The organism is Rhodanobacter sp. MP1X3 (assembly GCF_014207165.1).
GTDB lineage: Bacteria > Pseudomonadota > Gammaproteobacteria > Xanthomonadales > Rhodanobacteraceae > Rhodanobacter.
The window spans coordinates 165,902-187,060 of sequence record NZ_JACHCO010000002.1 but is presented as its reverse complement, the minus strand read 5'-3'; the positions used below and the strand labels follow the sequence as shown (position 1 = coordinate 187,060).

14 protein-coding genes are annotated in these 21,159 nt (G+C 63.8%); 7 read left to right on the top strand and 7 right to left on the bottom strand.

Annotated features, from left to right (window positions below):
* Window positions 1-16: 16 nt before the first annotated feature.
* Genes HDE79_RS07275 through HDE79_RS07250 form a run of 6 tightly spaced genes read right to left on the bottom strand, consistent with a single transcriptional unit; the run spans window position 17 to window position 6,112 of the window.
* Window positions 17-1,159 carry an alpha-hydroxy acid oxidase gene (locus HDE79_RS07275; RefSeq protein WP_184601286.1) on the bottom strand — a complete coding sequence of 381 codons (1,143 nt, stop codon included), beginning with the start codon at window positions 1,157-1,159 and terminating at the stop codon, window positions 17-19.
* A 4-nt stretch (window positions 1,160-1,163) separates the two neighbouring features.
* Window positions 1,164-2,483, bottom strand: coding sequence for an L-fuconate dehydratase (locus tag HDE79_RS07270; protein ID WP_184601620.1), 1,320 nt, complete (start codon window positions 2,481-2,483; stop codon window positions 1,164-1,166).
* Window positions 2,484-2,535: 52 nt separating this feature from the next.
* Window positions 2,536-3,399, bottom strand: coding sequence for a fumarylacetoacetate hydrolase family protein (locus HDE79_RS07265; RefSeq protein ID WP_184601285.1), 864 nt, complete (start codon window positions 3,397-3,399; stop codon window positions 2,536-2,538).
* A gap of 16 nt (window positions 3,400-3,415) precedes the next feature.
* A complete protein-coding gene (locus tag HDE79_RS07260; protein ID WP_184601284.1) occupies window positions 3,416-4,162 on the bottom strand; it encodes an SDR family oxidoreductase in 747 nt (248 codons plus the stop codon).
* A gap of 49 nt (window positions 4,163-4,211) precedes the next feature.
* A complete protein-coding gene (locus HDE79_RS07255) occupies window positions 4,212-5,087 on the bottom strand; it encodes an amidohydrolase family protein (RefSeq protein ID WP_184601283.1) in 876 nt (291 codons plus the stop codon).
* Window positions 5,084-6,112, bottom strand: coding sequence for an aldo/keto reductase (locus HDE79_RS07250; RefSeq protein ID WP_184601282.1), 1,029 nt, complete (start codon window positions 6,110-6,112; stop codon window positions 5,084-5,086). Before HDE79_RS07250 ends, HDE79_RS07255 begins: the two co-directional genes overlap by 4 nt.
* A 360-nt stretch (window positions 6,113-6,472) precedes the next feature.
* Between HDE79_RS07250 and HDE79_RS07245 the strand changes: the two genes are divergently transcribed.
* Window positions 6,473-7,603 carry a glucokinase gene (locus tag HDE79_RS07245; RefSeq protein WP_255488322.1) on the top strand — a complete coding sequence of 377 codons (1,131 nt, stop codon included), beginning with the start codon at window positions 6,473-6,475 and terminating at the stop codon, window positions 7,601-7,603.
* A gap of 70 nt (window positions 7,604-7,673) precedes the next feature.
* Window positions 7,674-10,346: a TonB-dependent receptor gene (locus HDE79_RS07240; RefSeq protein WP_184601281.1), complete on the top strand. Its 2,673-nt coding sequence runs from the start codon at window positions 7,674-7,676 to the stop codon at window positions 10,344-10,346.
* A gap of 13 nt (window positions 10,347-10,359) precedes the next feature.
* On the opposite strand, the gene HDE79_RS07235 is transcribed toward HDE79_RS07240, so the two are convergent.
* Complete coding sequence (locus tag HDE79_RS07235) at window positions 10,360-10,539, bottom strand: hypothetical protein (RefSeq protein ID WP_184601280.1); 180 nt, start codon at window positions 10,537-10,539, stop codon at window positions 10,360-10,362.
* 224 nt (window positions 10,540-10,763) lie between these two features.
* Here HDE79_RS07235 and HDE79_RS07230 point away from each other — a divergent pair, with 224 nt between their 5' ends.
* Genes HDE79_RS07230 through HDE79_RS07210 form a run of 5 tightly spaced genes read left to right on the top strand, consistent with a single transcriptional unit; the run spans window position 10,764 to window position 21,156 of the window.
* Complete coding sequence (locus HDE79_RS07230) at window positions 10,764-12,404, top strand: alpha-L-fucosidase (RefSeq protein ID WP_184601279.1); 1,641 nt, start codon at window positions 10,764-10,766, stop codon at window positions 12,402-12,404.
* Window positions 12,401-13,450 carry a glycosyl hydrolase family 18 protein gene (locus HDE79_RS07225; protein ID WP_184601278.1) on the top strand — a complete coding sequence of 350 codons (1,050 nt, stop codon included), beginning with the start codon at window positions 12,401-12,403 and terminating at the stop codon, window positions 13,448-13,450. The genes HDE79_RS07230 and HDE79_RS07225 overlap by 4 nt, the downstream gene beginning before the upstream one ends.
* Window positions 13,451-13,466: 16 nt before the next feature.
* Window positions 13,467-15,830 (top strand): family 20 glycosylhydrolase, encoded by a 2,364-nt coding sequence (locus HDE79_RS07220; RefSeq protein ID WP_184601618.1) that lies wholly within the window; start codon window positions 13,467-13,469, stop codon window positions 15,828-15,830.
* Entirely contained in the window at window positions 15,827-18,511 is a 2,685-nt protein-coding gene (locus HDE79_RS07215; protein ID WP_184601277.1) for a glycoside hydrolase family 2 protein, read from the top strand. The genes HDE79_RS07220 and HDE79_RS07215 overlap by 4 nt, the downstream gene beginning before the upstream one ends.
* Entirely contained in the window at window positions 18,511-21,156 is a 2,646-nt protein-coding gene (locus tag HDE79_RS07210) for a glycoside hydrolase family 3 protein (RefSeq protein WP_184601276.1), read from the top strand. The genes HDE79_RS07215 and HDE79_RS07210 overlap by 1 nt, the downstream gene beginning before the upstream one ends.
* Window positions 21,157-21,159: the final 3 nt, after the last annotated feature.

Genomic DNA, 21,159 nt, shown 5'->3' with positions numbered 1-21,159 from the left:
AGACCGTAAAGGGATCTCAGCGGCGCCAGATCACCGCTGGATCGATGTGGCGTGCGTCGCGCTGCCCGGTGAGAGCCATGCTGACGCTGAGTTCGCGGCGGATGATCTCGATCGCCTGAGTCACGCCGGCTTCGCCGCCAGCGCCCAAGCCATACAGGAATGCCTTGCCGATCAGTCCCGCCCGCGCGCCGAGTGCGAGCGCTTTCAGCAAGTCCTGTCCGCTGGTGATGCCGCTGTCGAAAAGCACCTCGGTGGAGCCCGCGACGGCATCGACGATGTCTGCGAGTACATCGATGGTGGCCGGCGCGCCGTCGAGCTGGCGACCGCCGTGGTTCGACACCACGATCGCATCCACGCCGTGCTCGGCAGCGAGGCGTGCGTCGCCGGCATCCATGATTCCCTTGATGATCAGCTTGCCCGGCCATAGCTCACGGATCCAGCCAAGATCGTGCCAGCTCAGAGTCGGATCGAACTGGCTGGCGATCCACTGTGCCAGCGTGGTGAGGCTGTCAGCGCCGCCGATGCGTCCCTCGAGATTGCCGAATGAGCGGCTCGGCGCGCGCAAGACGTCCCACGCCCATCGCGGCTTGCTGGCGATATCGAACAGATTGCGCAGGGTGATCTTTGGTGGCACCGAGAGCCCGTTCTTGATCTCGCGATGCCGCTGGCCCTGGACCGTCAGGTCGGCGGTGAGCATCAGCGCGGAACATTTGGCGGCGACAGCGCGCTGAATCAGTTCGCGAGTGAAACCGCGATCGCGCATCACGTAGATCTGAAACCAGAAGGGTGAATCGGTGGCCGCGTGCACCTGCTCGATCGAACAGATGGACATCGTGCTCAGGCAGAACGGGATGCCCGCTTTCACGGCAGCGCGTGCGCCGTGAATTTCGCCACTGCCGTGCTGCAGCCCGGTCAGGCCGGTCGGTGCGATCGCCAGCGGCATGCTTACGGACTGGCCAACGATCTCGGTGGCCAGGGAACGTTCATCGACGTTCTCCATCACCCGCTGGCGCAGTTGCAGGCGACCGAAAGCGGCGCGATTTTCGCGCAGCGTGGTTTCCTCGTATGAGCCGCGATCGGCGTACTCGAAAAACGCGCGCGGCACGCGCTGGCGAGCGAGTTCGCGCAGATCCATGATGTTGGTGATGGGCTCGCGCATACGGTCAGGCGTTGGCAACCAACGAGAGATCGCGCCATACCCGCCCCTCGGGGAAAGCATGCGCGGCCATCGAGGTGGCATGCATCTGTGCCGAGAAGCCGGGCGTGACCGGCGCCATATAGCGACCGTCCCGAATCGTCACCGGATCGATGAAGTGCTCGTGCAGGTGATCGACGAATTCGATGGCGCGATCCTCCTTTTTACCGGTGATGGCAATGAAATCGGCCATTGCCAGATGCTGTACCAGCTCGCACAGACCGACGCCACCGGCATGCGGGAAGACCCGTATGCCGTATTTGGCGGCAAGCAGAAGAATCGCCAGGTTTTCATTGACGCCGCCCACGCGCGCGGCGTCAATCTGTACCAGGTCCACTGCCTGCGCCTGGAACAGCTGCTTGAACATCACCCGATTGTGCGTGTGTTCGCCGGTGGAGACCGGCATCGGCACGATGTTCTGCCGAATCGCGGCGTGTCCCAGGATATCGTCCGGGCTGGTCGGTTCCTCGATCCAGGCGATGTCAAATTCCTTCAATCGGCGCAGCCACTCGATCGCCGCCGGAATGTCCCAGCGCTGATTGGCATCGATGGCGATGGCGACATCCGGGCCGACCGCGGCGCGCGCCAGACGGCAGCGACGGATGTCGTCGTCGAGGTTGGAGCCCACCTTCAATTTGATCGTGCGAAACCCTTCGGCGACGGCCTCGCGGGCCAGCCGCTGCAGCTTCTCGTCAGAGTAGCCGAGCCAGCCGGGTGAGGTGGTATAGGCCGGGTAGCCTTCAGTCAGCAGTTGCCTGATGCGTGCGGGCTTGTGCGGCTCGGCGGCCCTGAGCATGGCCAGTGCCTCGGCGGGCGAGAGCGCGTCGCTGATGTAGCGAAAGTCGATCTGCGATACCAACTGCTCCGGCGTCATGTCGGCGATGAAGCGCCACAGGGGCTTGCCGGCCTTGCGTGCCGCCAGGTCCCAGGCGGCGTTGATCACGGCGCCGATGGCCATGTGCATCACGCCTTTTTCCGGCCCCAGCCAGCGCAGCTGGGAGTCGCTGGTAAGCCGCCGCGCGAATGCGCCCAGGTCGCTGACCACCTCATCCACAGACAACCCCACGACCAGGTGGCGCAGCGCCGCCAATGCCGAGGTCTGCACGTCGTTGCCGCGCCCGATGGTGAAGACCAGACCGTGGCCGCTGAGTTCGCTGTCGTCGTCCGTGCGCAGCACGACGTAGGCCGCGGAGTAGTCGGGATCCGGGTTCATCGCATCCGATCCGTCCAATGCACGGGAAGTCGGGAAACGAATATCGTGCGTCTCCAGCACTGTAATTTTCGCCATGGCGATTCGGCCTCCATCGTGCCGCATAAACTGATCAGTAGGGGAAGAGCGTTCAGCGCGCATCGGCGGGATGGGCCACGACACGCTGGCGCTGCCGCCCCAGCCCCGCGATGCCCAGTTCCATCACGTCGCCAGGTTTGAGGTAAGTTGGCGGATGCAGACCCAGCCCGACGCCGGCAGGCGTACCCGAGCTGATGACGTCACCGGGCAGCAAGGTCATGTAGCGGCTGATATAGCTCACCAGATGGGCGGCGCCGAACACCATGGTGCGGGTGTTGCCGCGCTGGTAGCGATGGCCGTTGACCTCCAGCCAGAGGTCGAGATTCTGCGGGTCGGGCACCTCGTCCTTCGTTACCAGCCAAGGGCCGAGCGGGCCGAAAGTATCGCAGCCCTTGCCTTTGTCCCACTGGCCGCCGTGCTCGAGCTGAAACGCCCGCTCGGACACGTCGTTGACCACCAGGTAGCCGGCAACATGGTTCAAGGCCTCGGCTTTGGACACGTCGCGCGTCACCTCGCCGATGACGATGCCGAGTTCTACTTCCCAGTCGGTTTTCACCGAGCCGCGCGGAATCATCACGTCGTCATTGGCGCCCACGATGGAGGTGGTTGCTTTCATGAAGAGCACCGGCTGCTCGGGCACCGGTGCGTTGGTTTCGGCTGCGTGATCGGCGTAGTTCATGCCGACGCAGATGATCTTGCTGACCCGAGCCACGGGCGCGCCGAGACGCACTGAATCTGAATCGGCAACGATCGGTAGACTGCCAGGGTCGAGCGCGGCAAGTTGGCTCAAGCCGTGGCGGCTGAGGGCCTGCTCGTCGATGTCGGCGACGAATGCCGACAGGTCGCGCAGGCGGCCGTCGGCGTCGAGCATGCCAGGCCGTTCCTGGCCGGGGTTGCCGTAGCGCAGTAGTTTCATAAGCTTAAGGGTTCCGTCAGTTCGACCAGCCGCCGTCCACGACATGGACGGTGCCGGTGGTGAAAGAGGACTCGTCGGAGGCCAGATACAGCGCAAGCGCCGCGATTTCATGGGGATCGCCAAGCCGACCCATCGGCTGACGTTCGGTGAAGCTGCGCCAGACCGCCGCCTCGTCGCCGCCCATTGCGCGTACGCGCTGTTCCAGCGACGGGCTCCTGACCGTGCCGGGGCAGATCGCGTTGCAGCGCACGCCACGGGCGACGAAGTCGGCAGCGATGGAGCGGGTCAGACCGATGACCGCAGCCTTGCTCGCGCCATAGGCGAAGCGGTTGGGCACGCCCTTGATGCTTGATGCCACCGAGGACATGTTGACGATGCTGCCGCCGCCGCGTTCGAGCATTCCCGGCAGTACAGCCCGGCACAGTCGGAACATGCTGTCGACGTTGATTGCGAAGGAGCGCTGCCAACTGGCCTCGTCGGTGTCGAGGATGGTGCCGGCATGGACGTACCCCGCGCAGTTGAACAGCACGTCCAGCGCGCCCGCACCGTCGACCAGCGCCGTGATGGCGGCGGTGTCGGTTACGTCGAGCGGTGCGGTGGCGATAGCCGGGTGCTCGTTAGCAAGACTTGCCAGCGCCGACGGATCGATATCCGTCGCCAGCACGCGCGCGCCGGCGGCGGCGAATGCCAGCGCGGTGGCGCGGCCGATGCCGGCACCGGCTGCGGTGATCAGTGCGGTTTTGCCGTGTAGCCGGCCTTTCATGCGCGCGCTCGGCACGGCGATGAAAACGTAGGCATACGATGCACGGTGGTCATGGTTGGGTCTCCGGGGCACAAGAAAGGGCGGGCGCCACGTCCAGTCCGTAGAAGCGGATGGCGTTGGCGCTGAACACCTCGGCCTGCCGGCCTGGTGCGAATTGCGTGGTCAGGCTCAGGGCCAGCCGAAGCCAGTGGTCGTAATCGGCGTGAGTGGTCAATACCGGCCAGTCGCTACCCCACAGCAGCCGCCCCGCGCCGAAGCTTTCGAAGAGTCGTTCGACGTAGGGTTCGATCACGGTTTCACTGGTGCCGGCATCGAGCAGGGTGAGCAGGCCGGAGAGCTTGCAGTGCAATTCGGGCAGCTGCGCCAGCTCGTCGATCCAGCTGAACCATTGCGCATGGTCGCCATCGACGATCGGCGGCTTTGCCGCATGATCGAGTACGGCGCGCAGACTGCGCTGGCGTCGCAGGCGCTGGTGCAGCGCTGGCAACTGGGTAGTGGTGACCAGCGCATCGAAGGTGAGGCAGTGCGCCTGCAGGCAGTCAAAGGCACGATCGAGGACTGGCCTGGCCAACCATTGCGGGTCGGCAATGTCCTGCGCCATCGGGCGTATGCCGCGCAGCAGGCCGGCGCCGTCTCGCATCAGGTTCTCGATGCGCGAGCAGGCGTCATCCGCCGCCATGTCGACCCAGCCGACCACGCCCAGCACGCTGGGGTCGGTGCGGGCCAACTCAAACAGGTAGCGCGTTTCATGCTCACTCGGCGCTGCCTGTACCAGCACGCTGTAGTAGACGCCGGCGGCCAGGCGCTGCGCTCGCAGATCGTCAGGCAGAAAGTTGCGCCGCAGTGACGCCGGTGCTTGCGCCAACCAGCCATAATCGCCGCGGTCAGGCCGCCAGTAATGCTGATGTGCGTCGACCATCGTCATGGCGTAGGCACATCGGCGCAGAGCAGCCCGGCCTCGCGCAACGCCGGCCAGATCGCCGCCGGCAGGTGCGTACCCATGCGATCGACTGCGCTGTCTACCTCGGCGGGTGAACGCAGGCCGCAGACCACGCTCGCCACCGCCGTATGGGCTAGCGGGAACTGCAGGGCCACCGCACCGACATCCACTCCGACATCCGCGCAAATTTCATAGAAGCGCCGTGCCCGGAGGAGTGTTTCCTGCTCGGCGGGACGGTAGTTGTAGAACTGGCCTGGGCCATCCGTGCCGCCCAGCAGGCCGGAGTTGTAGGGGCCCGCAGCCAGGATCGTCACGCCTCGCGCGCGGGCCTCGGCCATCACGGCGCGACTGTCCTGCTGTTCAAACAAGGTGTAACGCCCGGCAAGCATGATCGCGTCGAGCGGAAAGTGCCGCATCACGTCAAGACAAACCGCTTCCTCGTTGACGCCGAGGCCAATCGCGTGACAAACGCCCTGGCTGCGTAGCTCCGCCATCGCGGGCAAGGCTTCGTCCAGCGCCTGTTGCAAGATCTCACGATGTCGCGCGCCGTGGGTCAGCGCGCCGACGTCGTGCAGCAGGAGCAGCTCGACGTGATCGGTTCCCAGGCGTGCCAGGCTGGCCTCGATCGATCGCAGTACGCCATCACGGCTGTAGTCGAAGCGGGCGCCGCGATGGTCGACCGCGAATCCGTCGGCACGGTCGACACGGCCAGCATGGTTCTCGATGAGGCGTCCTACCTTGGTGGACAACGTGTAGCTGTCACGATCGAGCGTCGCCAGCACCGTGCCCAGCCGCTGTTCGCTCAAGCCGTAGCCGTAGTAGGGAGCGGTATCGAAGTGCCGGATGCCTTGCTGGTGGGCCTGCGCAATCGCAGCGATCGCGGTGTCTTCGTCTACCGACGCGTAGAGATTGCCGACCGGTGCGCCGCCAAAGGAGAGCCGGGAGATCTCGATCTTTGCCGCGCCCATCGTGGTTGCGCCTGCATTGGATGCCGCATCGGATACTGCCATGAGTCGTTCCCCGAACTGTGCCGCCGTCATCCGAGCGGCCGGTCATCAAGCTTTTCGCGCATGATGGCGCAATTGCCTTGTATGTGTACAGATAAACTTTAAGTTCATATGTAATCGTAAGTTTTAAGAAACGGCCGTCAACTTTTTCTTGCGATACGGCTGGAGAAGGTCTAAGTTACACCGCGGTTACATATAAACATCAAGTTTGCTGATGAACAAAGGTCGCTTCAGCGCTCCTTGATCGGTCGGCAAAGTCAGTCAAGGCAAGACGGGCATTCGTGGGGGTGGCGAGTGGATACGCGGGGCTCGACAAGACATCAACGTGGGGCGGCTCTGGCTGAGTTGGCGGCAGAGCGAGTCATGGCGGGCAAGGTGTCGGTAATGCATGCGGCTGGCCCGTTTGAGCCGTCCCTGCGGCAGTCATGGCAGAACTTGGCTGCGCAGCCCGGTGAGGACGCGGGATTGCATACCTTCCTCGCGGCTGATGTCGGCGGTACGCATGCCCGGGTTGCGCTGGTAGCGCGCAAGGCGGGCGGAGAGGTGCCCGAGTTGCTGGATTACCGCACGTACCGCTGCGCCGATCACCCGCATCTCGAAGATATTGTCCGATGCTTTTGCGATGAGGCTGGCGTGCGGCCTCGCGACATGGTGCTGGCGTGCGCCGGCTATGAGCATGCCGGCATGGTGGTCAACAAAAATCTGGCCTGGCCGATCATGCCCGCCCAAATGGCGGCCGCCCTGCAGATGGATGAGGTCAGCCTGCTCAACGATTTCGAGGCGCTCGCCTACGCCACGGCGCATCTCAACGAAGGCAACACGACCACCCTGAAGCCGATGCAGTCTCATTCTTTGGCGCAGGGTCCGGTGGTGATCATCGGGCCTGGTACGGGGCTCGGCGCGGCTGTGCGACTTCCCGGTCAGCCATCGCGGGTGCTGGCTACCGAGGCTGGCCAGATCCAGCTGGCCGCGCGCACCGGGCTGGAGCAGCAGGTGCTGGCACATCTCGACTGGGGTGATAGTCATGTGCCGTACGAAGCGGTGCTTTGCGGACCGGGTCTCTACCGCCTCTACGTTGCCTTGTGTGCCGTGCGCGATCGCTATCCCGCGCTCAAGACGCCGGCAGAGATTTCCGCCGAGGCTCTGGCCGATACGCAATCGCTGTCGCATGAAGCGCTGTCGTTGTTCTGCGGCTGGCTGGGATCTTTCGCCGCCGATCTTGCTTTGTTGTATGGAGCGACCGGTGGCGTTTACCTGGCCGGCGGCTTTCTCTCGCAAATCACCGCTTTCATGCGCGCGAGCGATCTGGTCGATCGCTTTCTGGACAAGGGTGTGATGCGCCCGTTACTCCACAAAATTCCGATCCATGTGGTGGATCACGGCCAGCTAGGTGTCATTGGTGCCGCCAGCTGGTTTTTGAATATGCGCGCCGACGCTGCATGGGCCGCAGGCCCGGTTCTACCTGGTGGTAGGGAGCCACAGCCAGGCAAGTGAAGGTGACTGTGCCGGTCACGCAGGGCGTGGCCGTGCCCCAATAAATACTACGATTAGGGGGAACTCAATGATGATCAGCAAGACAATCTTGTGCGCCAGCATTCTTGCCGGTTTGGGGCTGGTGGCCGCAGTGCACGCACAGGATGCCGCCGCACCGACTCAGGCCTCACCGACCCAGGATGCCGCGGCTGACAAGACCAAGACCCCGGAGGAGCGGGCGAAGGAAAAGCAGGCGAAGGTGCTTCAGACAGTGACCGTCACCGGTTATCGCCAGAGCCTTGAAAAGGCGCTCAATATCAAGCGCAATGCCAATGCGGTAGTCGATGCGATCAGCGCCGAGGATATCGGCAAGTTCCCTGATACCAACGCCGCCGAATCGCTGTCGCATTTGCCGGGCATCACCGTAGACCGTCTGTACGGTGAAGGCGAAAAGGTCAGCATCAACGGCACCGACCCGGCGTTGAATCGTATCCTGCTCAATGGCCAGACTGTGGCATCCGGCGACTGGGGCGGTAACCCCAGCGATACGAGCGGACGCACTTTCAACTACACGCTGCTGTCACCCGAAATCATCGGCATGATGGAGGTCTACAAGTCGCCTGAAGCGCGCATCGACGAAGGCAGCATTGGCGGCACGGTGATCGTCAATACGCGAAAGCCGCTGGATCTGCCAGCCAACACCCTGCGTGGTTCGCTCGGCGAGAGCTACAACGATCGCTCCAAAGACGGGAATCCGCGCGGCTCGGTATTGTGGAGCTGGAAGAACCAGGACGATACCTTCGGCTTTCTGACCACGGTCACACACGACAAGCAGAATCTTTCGCAGGCCGGCATCGAGTTTTTCGGCTATACCACCGGCGCCGGCATCACCGGCAATCCGACCGTCACCGGCAGCGGTGACTACAAGACTGCCAAGATTCCAGTCGCCGTCGATAGCGACTTCTTTCAGCAAACACGTGAGCGCAACGGTATCCAGTCGGCCCTGGAATGGCGGCCCGACGACCACAACGAATTCAACTTCACCGGCATGTACGTCAAAGGCACGTACAACAACTACAGCGAGGCGCGCTATGTCTGCCCTGGCTGCGGCGACATGGACAAAATTACCAGTCTTACCGTCAACAACGGTCTGATCACCTCAGGTACCGTGACGGCCGGTGCGGGCAACGGCAATCAGCCCTATGCAGAGCTGGACGCCAACTACCGCAAGTCCGAGGTCTCCACCAAGAGCTTCAATCTTCGCCATGACTACAACGGCGACAGTTGGGTGTTCACCAGTCAAGTGGGCTATACCGATGCCACGGGCGGCAAGGACCCGGAATACCTGATGAAGTATTTGCTGCAATCGGGTGGCTACAACTTCGGTTACGCCGGTACGACCAACGGCGCCACCAGCGTCAACTACGACAATGGCAGTGCCAGTAACTGGGGACTGACGAGCGGTCAACAGGCCGGCGGCATTTACTATGCGGTGAGCGATGACAAGGAGAAGTACGCCCAGTTCGATGCCAGCCGCGATCTCGATTGGGGGCCGATCAATCAGGTGCAGATGGGGGTGAAGTACATCAACCACGATAATGGCGTCGCCGCTCTCGGCAACTCGATCTATGCCACGAGCGACATCCTGCTGAGCCAGTTCGATCCAGGTACGGCACCAAGCGGTCTTTACGATGGCATGAATACCAGCGGCGATCTCAACAATTGGCCCACCGCCAATCTGAATGACGTGATCGCTTACCTGAAGTCGCTGCCGCAGGGCGCTTACCACATCGATTACGGCTCGTCCTTCGGCGTCAAGGAAATCACCAAGGATCTGTACACGCAGTTCAACTTCGATGCCAATGGTTGGCGTGGCAACTTCGGTGTGCGCTACGTCGATACCATGGACAAATCTACCTATTGGCAGACACTCGACAGCGGTACGACTTACACGCAGATCGCTGCCAAAAAGGAGTATTACAAGCCGTTGCCGAGCTTCAACCTCGCCCGTGACATCGATGACGACAAGGTTCTGCGCTTTTCGGCCTCCAAGGTAATCGCACGGCCACGCTATAGCGATCTGGCGGGACAGGTCACTCGCGACGACCAGCAACTGACGGCCAGTGGTGGCAATCCGGACCTCAAACCGTATCAGTCGACCAACTACGATTTGGCGGGCGAGTGGTATTTCGCACCGTCCAGTGTGTTGTCCACCGAAGTGTTCTACCGCGATATCGGAACCTACATTGTCAATGTGGCGCACGATGAGCAGTTGCTCAACCCGCTCACCGGAACAGTGTCGACCTATTCGGTTTCCTCGCCGGTCAATGAAAGCAACGCCAAAGTCCGTGGCATCTCGTTGATGTACCAGCAGGATCTTGGACACGGTTTTGGTCTGCAGACCAATTACACCTACACCCATGCGAGCACAAGTCCTGGCTTGAATATGCCGTACTTGTCAAAAAACACGATCAACATCATCCCGTATTACGAGCACGGACCATGGACGGCACGCCTCAATTACAGCTGGCGTACGAGATACTTCACGCAGATCGGTCGTCTGGACGCACAGCAGTTCAGCGATGCATACAAGGAGCTCGATTTCACGGCGGCATATCAGATCAATTCCTGGCTCAGCGTGACTGCCAGCGCCACGAATCTGCTTGACCAGACGTACTACCAGTTCAGCACCGACGAGGCAGCACCGCTCGGTTATTACAAGAATGGGCGGACATACACGGTCGGCTTCAACTTCAAGCTTTGATGTAGCAAGTGCGTCACCACTGGCGGCGGATGTTTTTCTCCCAAGGCACCCGCCGCCGGTGGCTTTTTTGCATGGCCATCGCTGGTTGCCGGTGCGGCACGATGGGTAGGGATTGGCTAGACATGGTGGGTGATTGAACGATGTCGAGGCGAGCTTGCACCTTTCTGATATTTTTTCTGCTCGCCGGAATCATGCACGATGCCTGTGCTGGTCGCGGCGATCTGCCTGCTCAGCCTACCTGGCCACGCCCTGCGCCCTGCACAGCAACTGGAAACCCGCTGCCGCCATCGACAATGCGCAGTTGCCAATCGATAGTGATGCTTCCACCGGAGTGTGCGTGAATAGTCTGCGTCGCTCCTTCCACGCGGCGCGCTTCGTTAGCGCCCACTACCAGTCAAGCACGGAGACATCATCCCCATGAAGCCCTCAAGGACTTTTCTCGCCGCCCTGACTGGCCTGTTTTGCGCCAGCGCGGTGGCGGCCGCTGCGGCGGTGTCGCCCACGGCGCCGACCGCCGATACGCTCACGCCGCGTCAGGCCGACCTGGCCTGGCAGAAGGCCACGGCGACATACGCGCCCCAGCGCAGCGCCATTCTCAATCGGGTCGCCGAGCATATGGATGACGGCCCGTTCCACGCTGACTGGGCGTCGCTGGAAACGTACCGATCCCCAGGTTGGTACGACAACGCCAAGTTCGGCATCTTCATCCATTGGGGCGTGTATTCGGTGCCCGCGTTCGGCAGCGAGTGGTACTCGCGCCAGATGTACCAGAAGGGCAGCACGGATTACGCCCACCACATCGCGACGTATGGGCCGCAGTCGACGTTCGGCTACAAGGACTTCATCCCGATGTTCAAGGCCCAGCGCTTCGATCCGGCTGCCTGGGCGACGCTGTTCAAAGCGGCCGGCGCGCGCTACGTGGTGCCGGTCGCCGAGCACCATGACGGCTTCGCCATGTACGACTCCAAGTTGTCGGAATGGACCGCCGCCAAGATGGGTCCGCACAAAGACATCATCGGGCTGCTGGAAAAGGCCGTGCGCGCGCAGGGCCTGCGTTTTGGCGTGTCGTCTCATCGCGCCGAACATGACTGGTTTTTCGACGGCGGCCGGCATATCGATTCGGACGTCAACGATCCGCGTTATGCCAGCCTGTACGGCCCAGCCGAGAACCATCTGTCCGAGGATGACCAGAAGCTCGCCGAAGACTGGACCTATGTCTCGCAGGCATGGCTGGATGACTGGCTTGCGCGCACCGCCGAACTCATCGATGACTACCACCCGGACATGATCTATTTCGACTGGTGGATCGGTCATCCCACCTTTCGCAACACGCTGCCAAAGATGCTCGCCTACTACTACAACCAGGGCGCGAAGCGCGATGGCGTGGTGGTGAATTACAAGCTCGGCGATTTTCCCGAGGGCGCCGGCGTGCTCGACATCGAACGTGGCCAACTATCCGGTATCCAGGCGCGCCACTGGCAGACCGACACGTCGGTCAGCGACAACTCCTGGGGTTACGTGGAGGGCGACACCTACAAGTCGCCCACCTTCCTGATCCATCTGCTGGCCGATGTGGTCAGCAAGAACGGCAACCTGATGCTCAATATCGGGCCGCGTGCCGACGGCACCATTCCCAAAGCCGAAAGCAACATCCTGCTGGCGATCGGTCGCTGGCTGAAGGTCAACGGTCAGGCGATCTACGATACCCGGCCGTGGCGGGTATACGGCGAAGGTCCCACCGAGGTGGCGAGCGGAAGCTTCCAGGACACCAGGACCAAGCCGTATACCGCCGAGGACTTCCGCTTCACCACCAAGCCGGGCGCGTTGTACGCCATCGAGCTGGGCTGGCCGAAAAACGCCGAGGCGGTGATCCATTCGATCAAACCGTCCGACCATGTCGGTGCGGTCACCTTGCTCGCCGACGGCAAGACGCTCAAGACGACCCAGCAGTCCGACGGACTGCACGTCAGCCTGCCCGGCAAGCCGGCGGGGGAATCCGCGTATGTGCTGCGCATCGCGATGCCCGGCCTCGATTCCAGCGCCAAGGATCAGCCATGAAACGACTCCTCGGATGGCTGCTCGCCAGCATGCTTTTGAGCAGTGCCGTGCACGCCGAACCGACCGCGTTGTTCTACCTGATGAGCACGCAGAAGTCGGTCGACTCCATGGTGGCCCACGTCGACAAGATCGGCCTGCTGGTGCCCACCTGGTATGGCGTCGATGCGGAGGGGTTGGTCAACGGCGCGCCCAACGACTTCGTCCTCAACCTCGCCAGGCAGCACCATTTGCCGGTGATGCCGATTCTCTCGATGACCGCCGGCCGCAAGGGTTTCCACGAGCTGCTGCATGACGAGACGGCCAAGCAGCAGATGATCGGGTCGTTGCTGCAGCAGGCCACGGAGCACGGCTACGTCGGGTTCCAGTTTGATTTCGAGAGCATCTCGTGGACCGACCGCGACGCCTATAGCTTGATGGCCAAGCAAACGGCGGAGGCGCTACACAAGCACGGCCTGAAACTGTCGATCGCGGTGGTACCCAATGCACCAGGCCACGCCGGCGAGGGGCCGTTCTCCAAGTGGATGTGGCAGTACTGGCGTGGCGCCTACGATCTGGCGGCACTGGGCAAGTATGCCGATCTGATCTGCCTGATGACGTACGACCAGAGCACACGCTGGACTACGCCGGGCCCGGTCGACGGGATGCCGTGGATGCTCAAGCACCTCGAATATGCATTGAAATTTGTACCCAAAGAGAAACTGTCGCTGGGTATCGCGCTGTACGGCTACCGCTGGTTCACCGGCGACCCGGTGAAAGCGGATGGCACCGAGGCCTCCAACATCAGCGCCGACTATATCGATGCCGACGCATCGTTTCCGCTGGCCAGGGAGCAGGGTGCGCAGATCCAGTGGGACCCGGTCGAGCACGAGTCCTGGTATTACTTTTATCGCGACGATATGCGCGAATGGGTATTCATGCCCGACGCACGCAGTTTCAATGACCGCCTGCAATTGGTGAACCAGTACGGTCTGGAGGGTTTCTGTTCGTGGGTGCTGGGGGCCGAGGATCCGAAGATTTGGGATGCCCTGCCCATCGTGAAGCGTTGAGACGCGGCGGATGGCTATGAGCCGTGCGCTGGTCAGCATCGGATGGGCGCTTGCGTGGCTGGCGATACCCGCACTGACGTTCGCGGATCAGGCGAGGTCGCTGCCGCTGATTCCGCTGCCGGCACAGATCGAGCGTCACGATGGTCGCTTCGAGGTGACGACCGACACGACGCTCTCCGTGCCCGCTGATCACGCCGATGCGCTGAATGCCGCGCATCAGCTGGCCGAACTGCTCGGGCGCACCCGTGGTCTGCTGCTGACGGTGCGGCAGGAGCCGGCCCCATCGCCACGTGCGATTCGTATCGCTCTGGACCCCAACGCACCGGTTACCCAGCCCGAAGGCTATGCGCTGGAAGTGGGCCACAACGGCATTCGCCTTTCCGCGCGCAGCGGCGCCGGCTTGTTCTACGGCGCCATGACCCTGTGGCAGCTGTTGACGCCGGACGATCACCGCGGTGCGGTCAGCGTGCCCGAATTGAGCATGCGTGACTGGCCGCGGTTCGGCTGGCGCGGTTTGATGCTCGACTCGGCCCGGCATTTTCAGAGTGTCGATACGGTCAAGCAGCTGCTGGACGCGATGGCCGAGCACAAGCTCAACGTTTTCCACTGGCATCTCACCGACGACCAAGGCTGGCGGCTGCAGATCAAGCGCTATCCCGAACTCACCGCGATCGGTGCGTGGCGCACGCCGCCGGGCGCCGGCACCCACGGCGAACCCAACCGCTACGGCGGCTTCTACACCCAAGCACAGGTGCGCGACATCGTCGCCTACGCGACAGCGCGGCACATCACGGTGGTGCCGGAGCTGGACATGCCCGGGCACGCGCAGGCGGCGGTAGCCTCGTATCCACAGCGCATCGGCGTCACCGGCGAGCGTCCTGCGGTATCGGTCGACTGGGGCGTCAATCCATACCTGTACGCCACCGATGCCAACAGCCTCGGGTTTATCAAGAACGTGCTCGACGAGGTGATGGCGCTGTTTCCCTCGACCTATATCCACGTCGGCGGCGATGAGGCGATCAAGGATCAGTGGAAAGCTTCGTCCGCCGTGCAGGCGCAGATGAAGCAGCTTGGCATCAACGACGAAAACGCGATGCAGAGCTGGTTCATCGATCAGATCGGCCGCTACCTGGACAAGCATGGTCGTCGGCTGATCGGTTGGGACGAGATTCTCGAGGGAGGCCTGCCGGCCAGCGCGTCGGTGATGTCCTGGCGCGGCACCCAGGGCGCCATCGACGCGGCCAGGATGGGCCACGACGTGGTGCTCGCGCCGGGCAGTGCGCTGTACTTCGATCACCTGCAGAGCGACCGCGCCGACGAGCCCAACGGCCGTTACGACGTGCTGCCGCTGAAGACGGTCTACGCGTTCGACCCGATCGACCGCTCGCTGACCGCCGACCAGGCCGGCCACGTACTTGGCACCGAGGCGGCGCTATGGTCGGAGTATCTGCCCTCGGCCTGGCATATCGAGCACGCGTTGTTTCCGCGCATCGATGCATTGGCGGAGGTGGCTTGGTCGGCACCCGCAGTGCGCGACTGGCACAGCTTCCTGGCGCGCATGCCGGCGCAGCTGCGGCGCTATAGGGCGCTGGATATCCCGTTCGCCGACAGCGCGTATGCGGTGAACATCACACTCGATGGCGGTGCCAATGTCGCGCTGTCCAGCGGCAAGGCGCGGGTGAGCTTGGCCAACCAGGTTGACGACGGTCAGGTCCACTACACCACCGATGGCAGCATTCCGACGCTGGCCTCGCCGCGCTACGTCGGCCCGATCGAGCTGAGCCTGCCAGCCACCGTGCGTGCGCAGCCGTTTGCCGCCGATGGTACGGTGCTGGCCGCCGTGCGCAGCCGCGTACTCGATGACGCTGCGCTGCGCACGTTGCCGAGCAGCGAGCTGGTGCCGTGTCCCGATGGCGACAGCGGTCTGCGCCTGCCGTTGCTGCCGGATCTTGGTGCGCCCGACACGCCGGTGTACAACGCCGATATCTTCCGCGCGTGCAAGATCTATCCAGCCGCACGGCTGGACGGTATCGCGGCGATCCATGTCGACGCGGCGCGCCTGCCACGCAACTTCGGTCTGGCGCACGATCAGGTCAAAGTGATCAGCTATCCGGCAACCACCGCCCATGGCGAACTCGAAGTGCGGCTGGACCGCTGCGACGGCCCGGTGCTTGTCCGCCTGCCGCTACCGGCAGGCAAGGCACCGGGCGCGCGCATGAGCTTGTCCGGCGCCATGCCTGCGCAAAGCGGCGGTCACGATCTGTGCATGCGCTTTACGGCGCCGTCGGATGGCCCGCTCTATGCCATCGGCACGGTGCAGTTGATTACTGCAGCAAAAAAACACGCGACCTCAGACCTGCCAGGGAAGCCTACGCCATGATGTTTGCTCAACTCCGGGTGCGCGCGCATGCCGGCCGCCTTCGCGGGTTCCTGTTCGGTGCCCTGCTGCTACCAGCGGCGTTTCCCAGTCTGGCCGGGCATGCGCCGCTTGGCTCGCAGTCGCTCGACCAGGGCTGGCAGTTCCGGCTTGCCCCCGGCGACAGTGAGGCCAGGGCGTACCCGGATACCGCCCATTGGCGGCCGGCGACAGTTCCTGGCACGGTGCAGACCGATCTGCTGGATGCCGGGTTGGTCAGCGATCCGTTCGTGCGCGACAACGAGGCGGCGATCCAGTGGGCGGGGCTGGCCGACTGGCAGTACCGAACGACTTTCCAGGTGGATCGCGCCACGCTGTTGCGCGATCACCTGGAGCTGGTGTTCGACGGCCTGGATACGTTTGCCGAGGTCTATCTCAACGGTAGCAAGCTGATCAGCGCGGACAATATGTTTCGCCGCTGGAGCATCCCGGCCAAGACCGAACTGCACGCTGGCAGCAACACGCTGGAAGTGCGCCTGTATTCACCGATCAAGCGGCTGCAGCCGTGGCTGCTCAAGCAGCCATACGCCTTGCCGGGCGAGTTCGACTCCGCCTTTGGCGACGAGCCCAAGGGCAAGCAGACCGCCAATTACATCCGCAAGGCGCAATACCAGTATGGCTGGGACTGGGGTCCGCGCATCGTTACCGAAGGCATCTGGCAGCACGTCCATCTGGACAGCTGGGACACGCTGCGCGTGGCGGATTTCCACGTCGCGCAGACCGACGTTTCCAGAGAGGCCGCGCAGGTCGATGTGCAACTGGAGGTGCAGGCGGATGTCGGCGTGCCGCTGCAGGCCACGGTCGAGGCGATCGGTCCCGACGGCAGTAGCGTGGCCCGCATCACGCGGGAGGTGACGATCGATCCGGGTACCCAGACACTGAGCCTGCCGCTGCGTATCGAGCGGCCGCGTCTATGGTACCCGGCCGGCTACGGCGCCCAGGACATGTACACCTTCCGCGCCACCTTGCGCGACAGCGGGGGCGAGCTCTATCGGGCGGAGCACAGCACCGGCCTGCGCACGGTGGAGCTGCGGCGACGCACCGACGCCTGGGGCAAGAGCTTCGAGTTTGTAGTCAACGGCATCCCCATCTTCGCCAAGGGTGCCAACCTGATCCCGTTCGACAGTTTCCCCACGCGGGCGACTGAAGCGCAGATGCGCCGTGTACTCGAGTCCGCGCGCGATGCCAACATGAACATGCTGCGTATCTGGGGTGGTGGCTACTACCAGTCCGATGCGTTCTACGCCATGGCCGACCGGCTCGGTCTGATGATCTGGCAGGACTTCATGTTCGGCGGTGCGATCCCGCCGTACGACGTGGCCTACCGCGAGAACACCCGCGTGGAGGCGATCGAGCAGGTTCGGCGATTGCGCGACCATCCGAGCATCGTGCTGTGGGCGGGCAACAACGAGGTGCAGACCGGCTGGGAGTCCTGGCCCGACCGGCAGGCGTTCAAGAAGGCGATCAGTCCCGACGAGCGCGAGCGCATCGTCACCGGCATGGTCAACCTGTTCGGCAACGTGCTGCGCAACGTGGTCACGCGCTACGCGCCGGACGTACCCTACTGGGCCAGTACGCCCAGCACCGATTACGACGGCGCGGCGAACGTGCCCGATGACGGCGATTACCACTACTGGGATGTGTGGTCGGGCCAGGCCAAGCCAGTGGAGGAATATCTCAACATCACGCCGCGTTTCCAGTCCGAGTACGGCCTGCAGTCGTTCCCGGTGATGCGTACCATCGATGCGTTCACCGGTCCGCACGACCGCCAGCCGGAATCGGCGGTGATGCGCGCGCACCAGAAATACGACAGCGGCAACGGCAACCAACGTCTGCTGCTGTACATCCGGCGTGCCTATGGTGAGCCGAAAAACTTCGCGTCTTTCGTCTATCTCAGCCAGGTGATGCAGGCAGACGGCATCCAGCTTGCCGCCGAGCACCTGCGCGCTTCGCGGCCGCAGGCCATGGGCTCGCTCTACTGGCAGCTCAACGATGTATGGCCGGGCGCGTCGTGGTCGAGCATCGACTATTTCGGACGCTGGAAGGCGCTGCAGTTCCACGCGCGTCGTTTCTACGCACCGCAGCTGCTGGCTGCATTGCGCAATAACGGCACCACCACGGTGTCGCTTGTGTCCGATCGCACCACGGCGGTACCGGCGCACTGGCGCATGCGGCTAATGTCGTTCGACGGCAAGGTATTGTCGCAGGCCGCTGGCGAGATCACCGTGGCCCCGCTGTCCAGCACCCAGGTGGCTAGCTATACCGACGCGCAGTTGTTGCACGGTGCCGATCCGCACGCGACCTTCGCGGTGTTCGAGTGGCTGGACGGCGAACGCACGGTGTCGCGCAACCTGGTGTTCTTCGATCAGCCGCACCAGCTGTCGCTGCCGCCAGCGGATATCCACGCCACCCTGGCGTCAGCGCAGAACGGCTACCAGCTCACGCTCACCGCCGGCTCGCTGGCGCGCGATGTGTGGGTGTCCTTCGGCGATCTCGATGCCGAGCTTTCCGATAATGCGTTCAACCTGCTGCCGGGCGAGACCGTCACACTCACGGTACAAAGCAAGGCGTCGCTCGATGCCTTGCAGCATGCGCTGAGCGTGACCAGCCTGGGCGATGTGATGGCCGCCGGGGCGCCGCAATGATGGCGCGCATCCGCCGTGCCTCGCTGAACGCGCGCGGTGGATGCGCATACGCGCTGGTCTGCGCGCTGGGACTGGTGTCTATCGGCGTGGCTCGCGCCGCCGAGGTGCCGTCGCCCGATCGCGAACAGGCGCGCGCTGCAGCGCTGGTGGCCCGGATGACGCTGGCCGAGAAAGTGGCGCAGACCCAGAGCGGCGCACCGGCCATCGCGCGCCTGGGCGTGCCGGCCTACGACTGGTGGGGCGAAGGGCTGCACGGGCTGGCTCGCGGCGGCTATGCCACGGTGTTTCCGCAGGCCATCGCGCTGGCGGCCAGCTGGAATCCACCGCTGCTGCACGACGTGGGCACGGTGGTGTCGACTGAGGCCCGTGCGCGCTTCAACGCCATCGGTGCCGGCCATGACCATGCCCGCTATCAGGGACTGACGATCTGGTCGCCGAACGTCAATATCTTTCGCGACCCTCGCTGGGGCCGCGGCCAGGAGACGTACGGCGAGGATCCGTTCCTCACCGGCCGGCTCGCGGTGGCTTTCATCGGCGGCATCCAGGGCGACGATCCGGCCCATCCGCGCGCCATCGCCACGCCCAAGCACTTGGCCGTACACAGCGGGCCGGAGGCGGGGCGGCACGGCTTCGACGTCGACGTTTCGCCGCACGATCTGGAAGCGACCTATCTGCCGGCGTTCCGTGCCGCCATCGTCGATGGCCACGCCGATTCGGTGATGTGTGCCTACAACGCCTTGCATGGCACGCCGGTCTGCGCCGACCCGTGGCTGCTCGACCAGCGGCTGCGGACGGATTGGGGCTTTCGCGGCTATGTCGTGTCCGACTGCGATGCCGTCGACGACATGACCAAGTTCCACTATTTCAAGCCGGACAACGCGCAGTCGTCGGCTGCCGCCATCCGCGCCGGCACTGACCTGGATTGCGGCTATGCCTACGCCGACCTTGACCGCGCGGTGCAGCAGGGCCATCTCGACACGACGGTGATCGACCGTGCCTTGATCCGATTGTTCAGCGCGCGCTACCGGCTGGGCGAACTGGCACCCGAGCCCAATAGCCCGTACCAGAGCATCGGTGCCGAGCAGGTCGACACGCCGGCCGATCAGCAGCTCGCGCTGCGCGCCGCGCTGGAGTCGCTGGTGCTGCTGAAGAACGCGCACCGCACGTTGCCGCTGCACGCCGGCATGCGACTGGCGGTGATCGGTCCCAATGCCGATACGCTGGAGACACTGGAAGCGAACTATCACGGCACCGCCAGCGCGCCGGTGACGCCGCTGCAAGGGTTGCGCGCGCGCTTCGGTGCGGATCGCGTGAGCTACGCGCAGGGCGCGCCGATCGCCGCCGGGGTGCCGATACCGATTCCCGAGACGGCATTGCACGACACGCATGGCGACATCGGCCTTGCCGGCAGCTATTTCGACAACACCGATTTCAGTGGCCCGCCGCAGGCGCTGCGCACCGATCGCCGGATCGATTTCGACTGGGATCATGTCGCCCCGATCCAGGGCCTGCATGCCGATCGCTACGCGGTGCGCTGGACCGGCCAGTTGCTGCCGCCAGGCCCCGGCGACTACATCCTGGCGGTACATGTGGACCGCTGTTTCGACTGCGCCGGACATGACCCGGTACGACTTTTTGTCGATGGCAAGCCCGTGCTGGACGATCACGGCAATGACAGCCAACTGCAGCTACCGATCCACTTTGCCGATACCCGGCCGCATGCGATTCGCCTGGAGCTGGTGCACCGCGGGCAGGATCAGGGCATCCGGCTGCAGTGGCTGGCGCCGGCGGCGACACAGCTGACCGAGGCGCAGGCCGCGGTGGCCAAGGCCGATGCGGTGGTCGCCTTCGTTGGATTGTCGCCGGATGTGGAAGGCGAGGAGTTGCAGATCGACGTCCCGGGTTTCGATGGCGGTGATCGTACCCAGATCGGTCTGCCACCCGAGCAGGATGCGCTGCTCGAACGCGTCGCCGCCAGCGGCAAGCCGCTGATCGTGGTGCTGATGTCCGGCAGCGCGGTGGCGCTGAACTGGGCGCAGCAGCACGCCGACGCGATCGTCGCGGCGTGGTATCCGGGCGCGCAGGGCGGTACCGCCATCGCGCAGACCCTGGCCGGCGATTACAACCCCGGCGGACGCTTGCCGGTGACGTTTTATCGTTCCAGCCGTGATCTGCCCCCGTACACCAGCTATGCCACGAAGGGTCGCACTTACCGCTATTTCCAGGGCACGCCGCTGTATCCGTTCGGCTACGGGCTGAGCTATACGCACTTCGCCTACACCGCGCCGGTGCTTTCCGCATCGTCGCTTGCGGCCGGCCGGCCGCTCACGGTCGGTGTCGACGTGCGCAACGACGGCCAGCGCGATGGCGACGAGGTCGTTCAGGTGTATCTGGTGCCACCGCAGACGCCGCTGGCGCCGCGTCACGCCCTGGTCGGCTTTGAGCGCGTGCATCTGGCCGTGGGCGAGCATCGTCACGTGATGTTCGAGCTGTCGCCGCGCGCCTTGAGCACGGTGGACGCCAGCGGCGAGCGCGCCGTCGAGGCGGGGACGTATCGTGTTTTCATCGGCGGTGGCCAGCCCGGGTTCGGCGCGGGAGTTGGCACCGATTTCAGCATCACCGGCCGGCAAACGCTGCCGCATTGAAGT

What these genes read in the sequence shown, in the direction of transcription:
- HDE79_RS07275 (WP_184601286.1), bottom strand. Translation starts at nt 1,159, where the DNA reads ATGCGCGAGCCCATCACCAACATCATGGATCTGCGCGAACTCGCTCGC.
- HDE79_RS07270 (WP_184601620.1), bottom strand. Translation starts at nt 2,483, where the DNA reads ATGGCGAAAATTACAGTGCTGGAGACGCACGATATTCGTTTCCCGACT.
- HDE79_RS07265 (WP_184601285.1), bottom strand. Translation starts at nt 3,399, where the DNA reads ATGAAACTACTGCGCTACGGCAACCCCGGCCAGGAACGGCCTGGCATG.
- HDE79_RS07260 (WP_184601284.1), bottom strand. Translation starts at nt 4,162, where the DNA reads ATGAAAGGCCGGCTACACGGCAAAACCGCACTGATCACCGCAGCCGGT.
- HDE79_RS07255 (WP_184601283.1), bottom strand. Translation starts at nt 5,087, where the DNA reads ATGACGATGGTCGACGCACATCAGCATTACTGGCGGCCTGACCGCGGC.
- HDE79_RS07250 (WP_184601282.1), bottom strand. Translation starts at nt 6,112, where the DNA reads ATGGCAGTATCCGATGCGGCATCCAATGCAGGCGCAACCACGATGGGC.
- HDE79_RS07245 (WP_255488322.1), top strand. Translation starts at nt 6,473, where the DNA reads ATGGCGGGCAAGGTGTCGGTAATGCATGCGGCTGGCCCGTTTGAGCCG.
- HDE79_RS07240 (WP_184601281.1), top strand. Translation starts at nt 7,674, where the DNA reads ATGATCAGCAAGACAATCTTGTGCGCCAGCATTCTTGCCGGTTTGGGG.
- HDE79_RS07235 (WP_184601280.1), bottom strand. Translation starts at nt 10,539, where the DNA reads ATGATTCCGGCGAGCAGAAAAAATATCAGAAAGGTGCAAGCTCGCCTC.
- HDE79_RS07230 (WP_184601279.1), top strand. Translation starts at nt 10,764, where the DNA reads ATGAAGCCCTCAAGGACTTTTCTCGCCGCCCTGACTGGCCTGTTTTGC.
- HDE79_RS07225 (WP_184601278.1), top strand. Translation starts at nt 12,401, where the DNA reads ATGAAACGACTCCTCGGATGGCTGCTCGCCAGCATGCTTTTGAGCAGT.
- HDE79_RS07220 (WP_184601618.1), top strand. Translation starts at nt 13,467, where the DNA reads ATGAGCCGTGCGCTGGTCAGCATCGGATGGGCGCTTGCGTGGCTGGCG.
- HDE79_RS07215 (WP_184601277.1), top strand. Translation starts at nt 15,827, where the DNA reads ATGATGTTTGCTCAACTCCGGGTGCGCGCGCATGCCGGCCGCCTTCGC.
- HDE79_RS07210 (WP_184601276.1), top strand. Translation starts at nt 18,511, where the DNA reads ATGGCGCGCATCCGCCGTGCCTCGCTGAACGCGCGCGGTGGATGCGCA.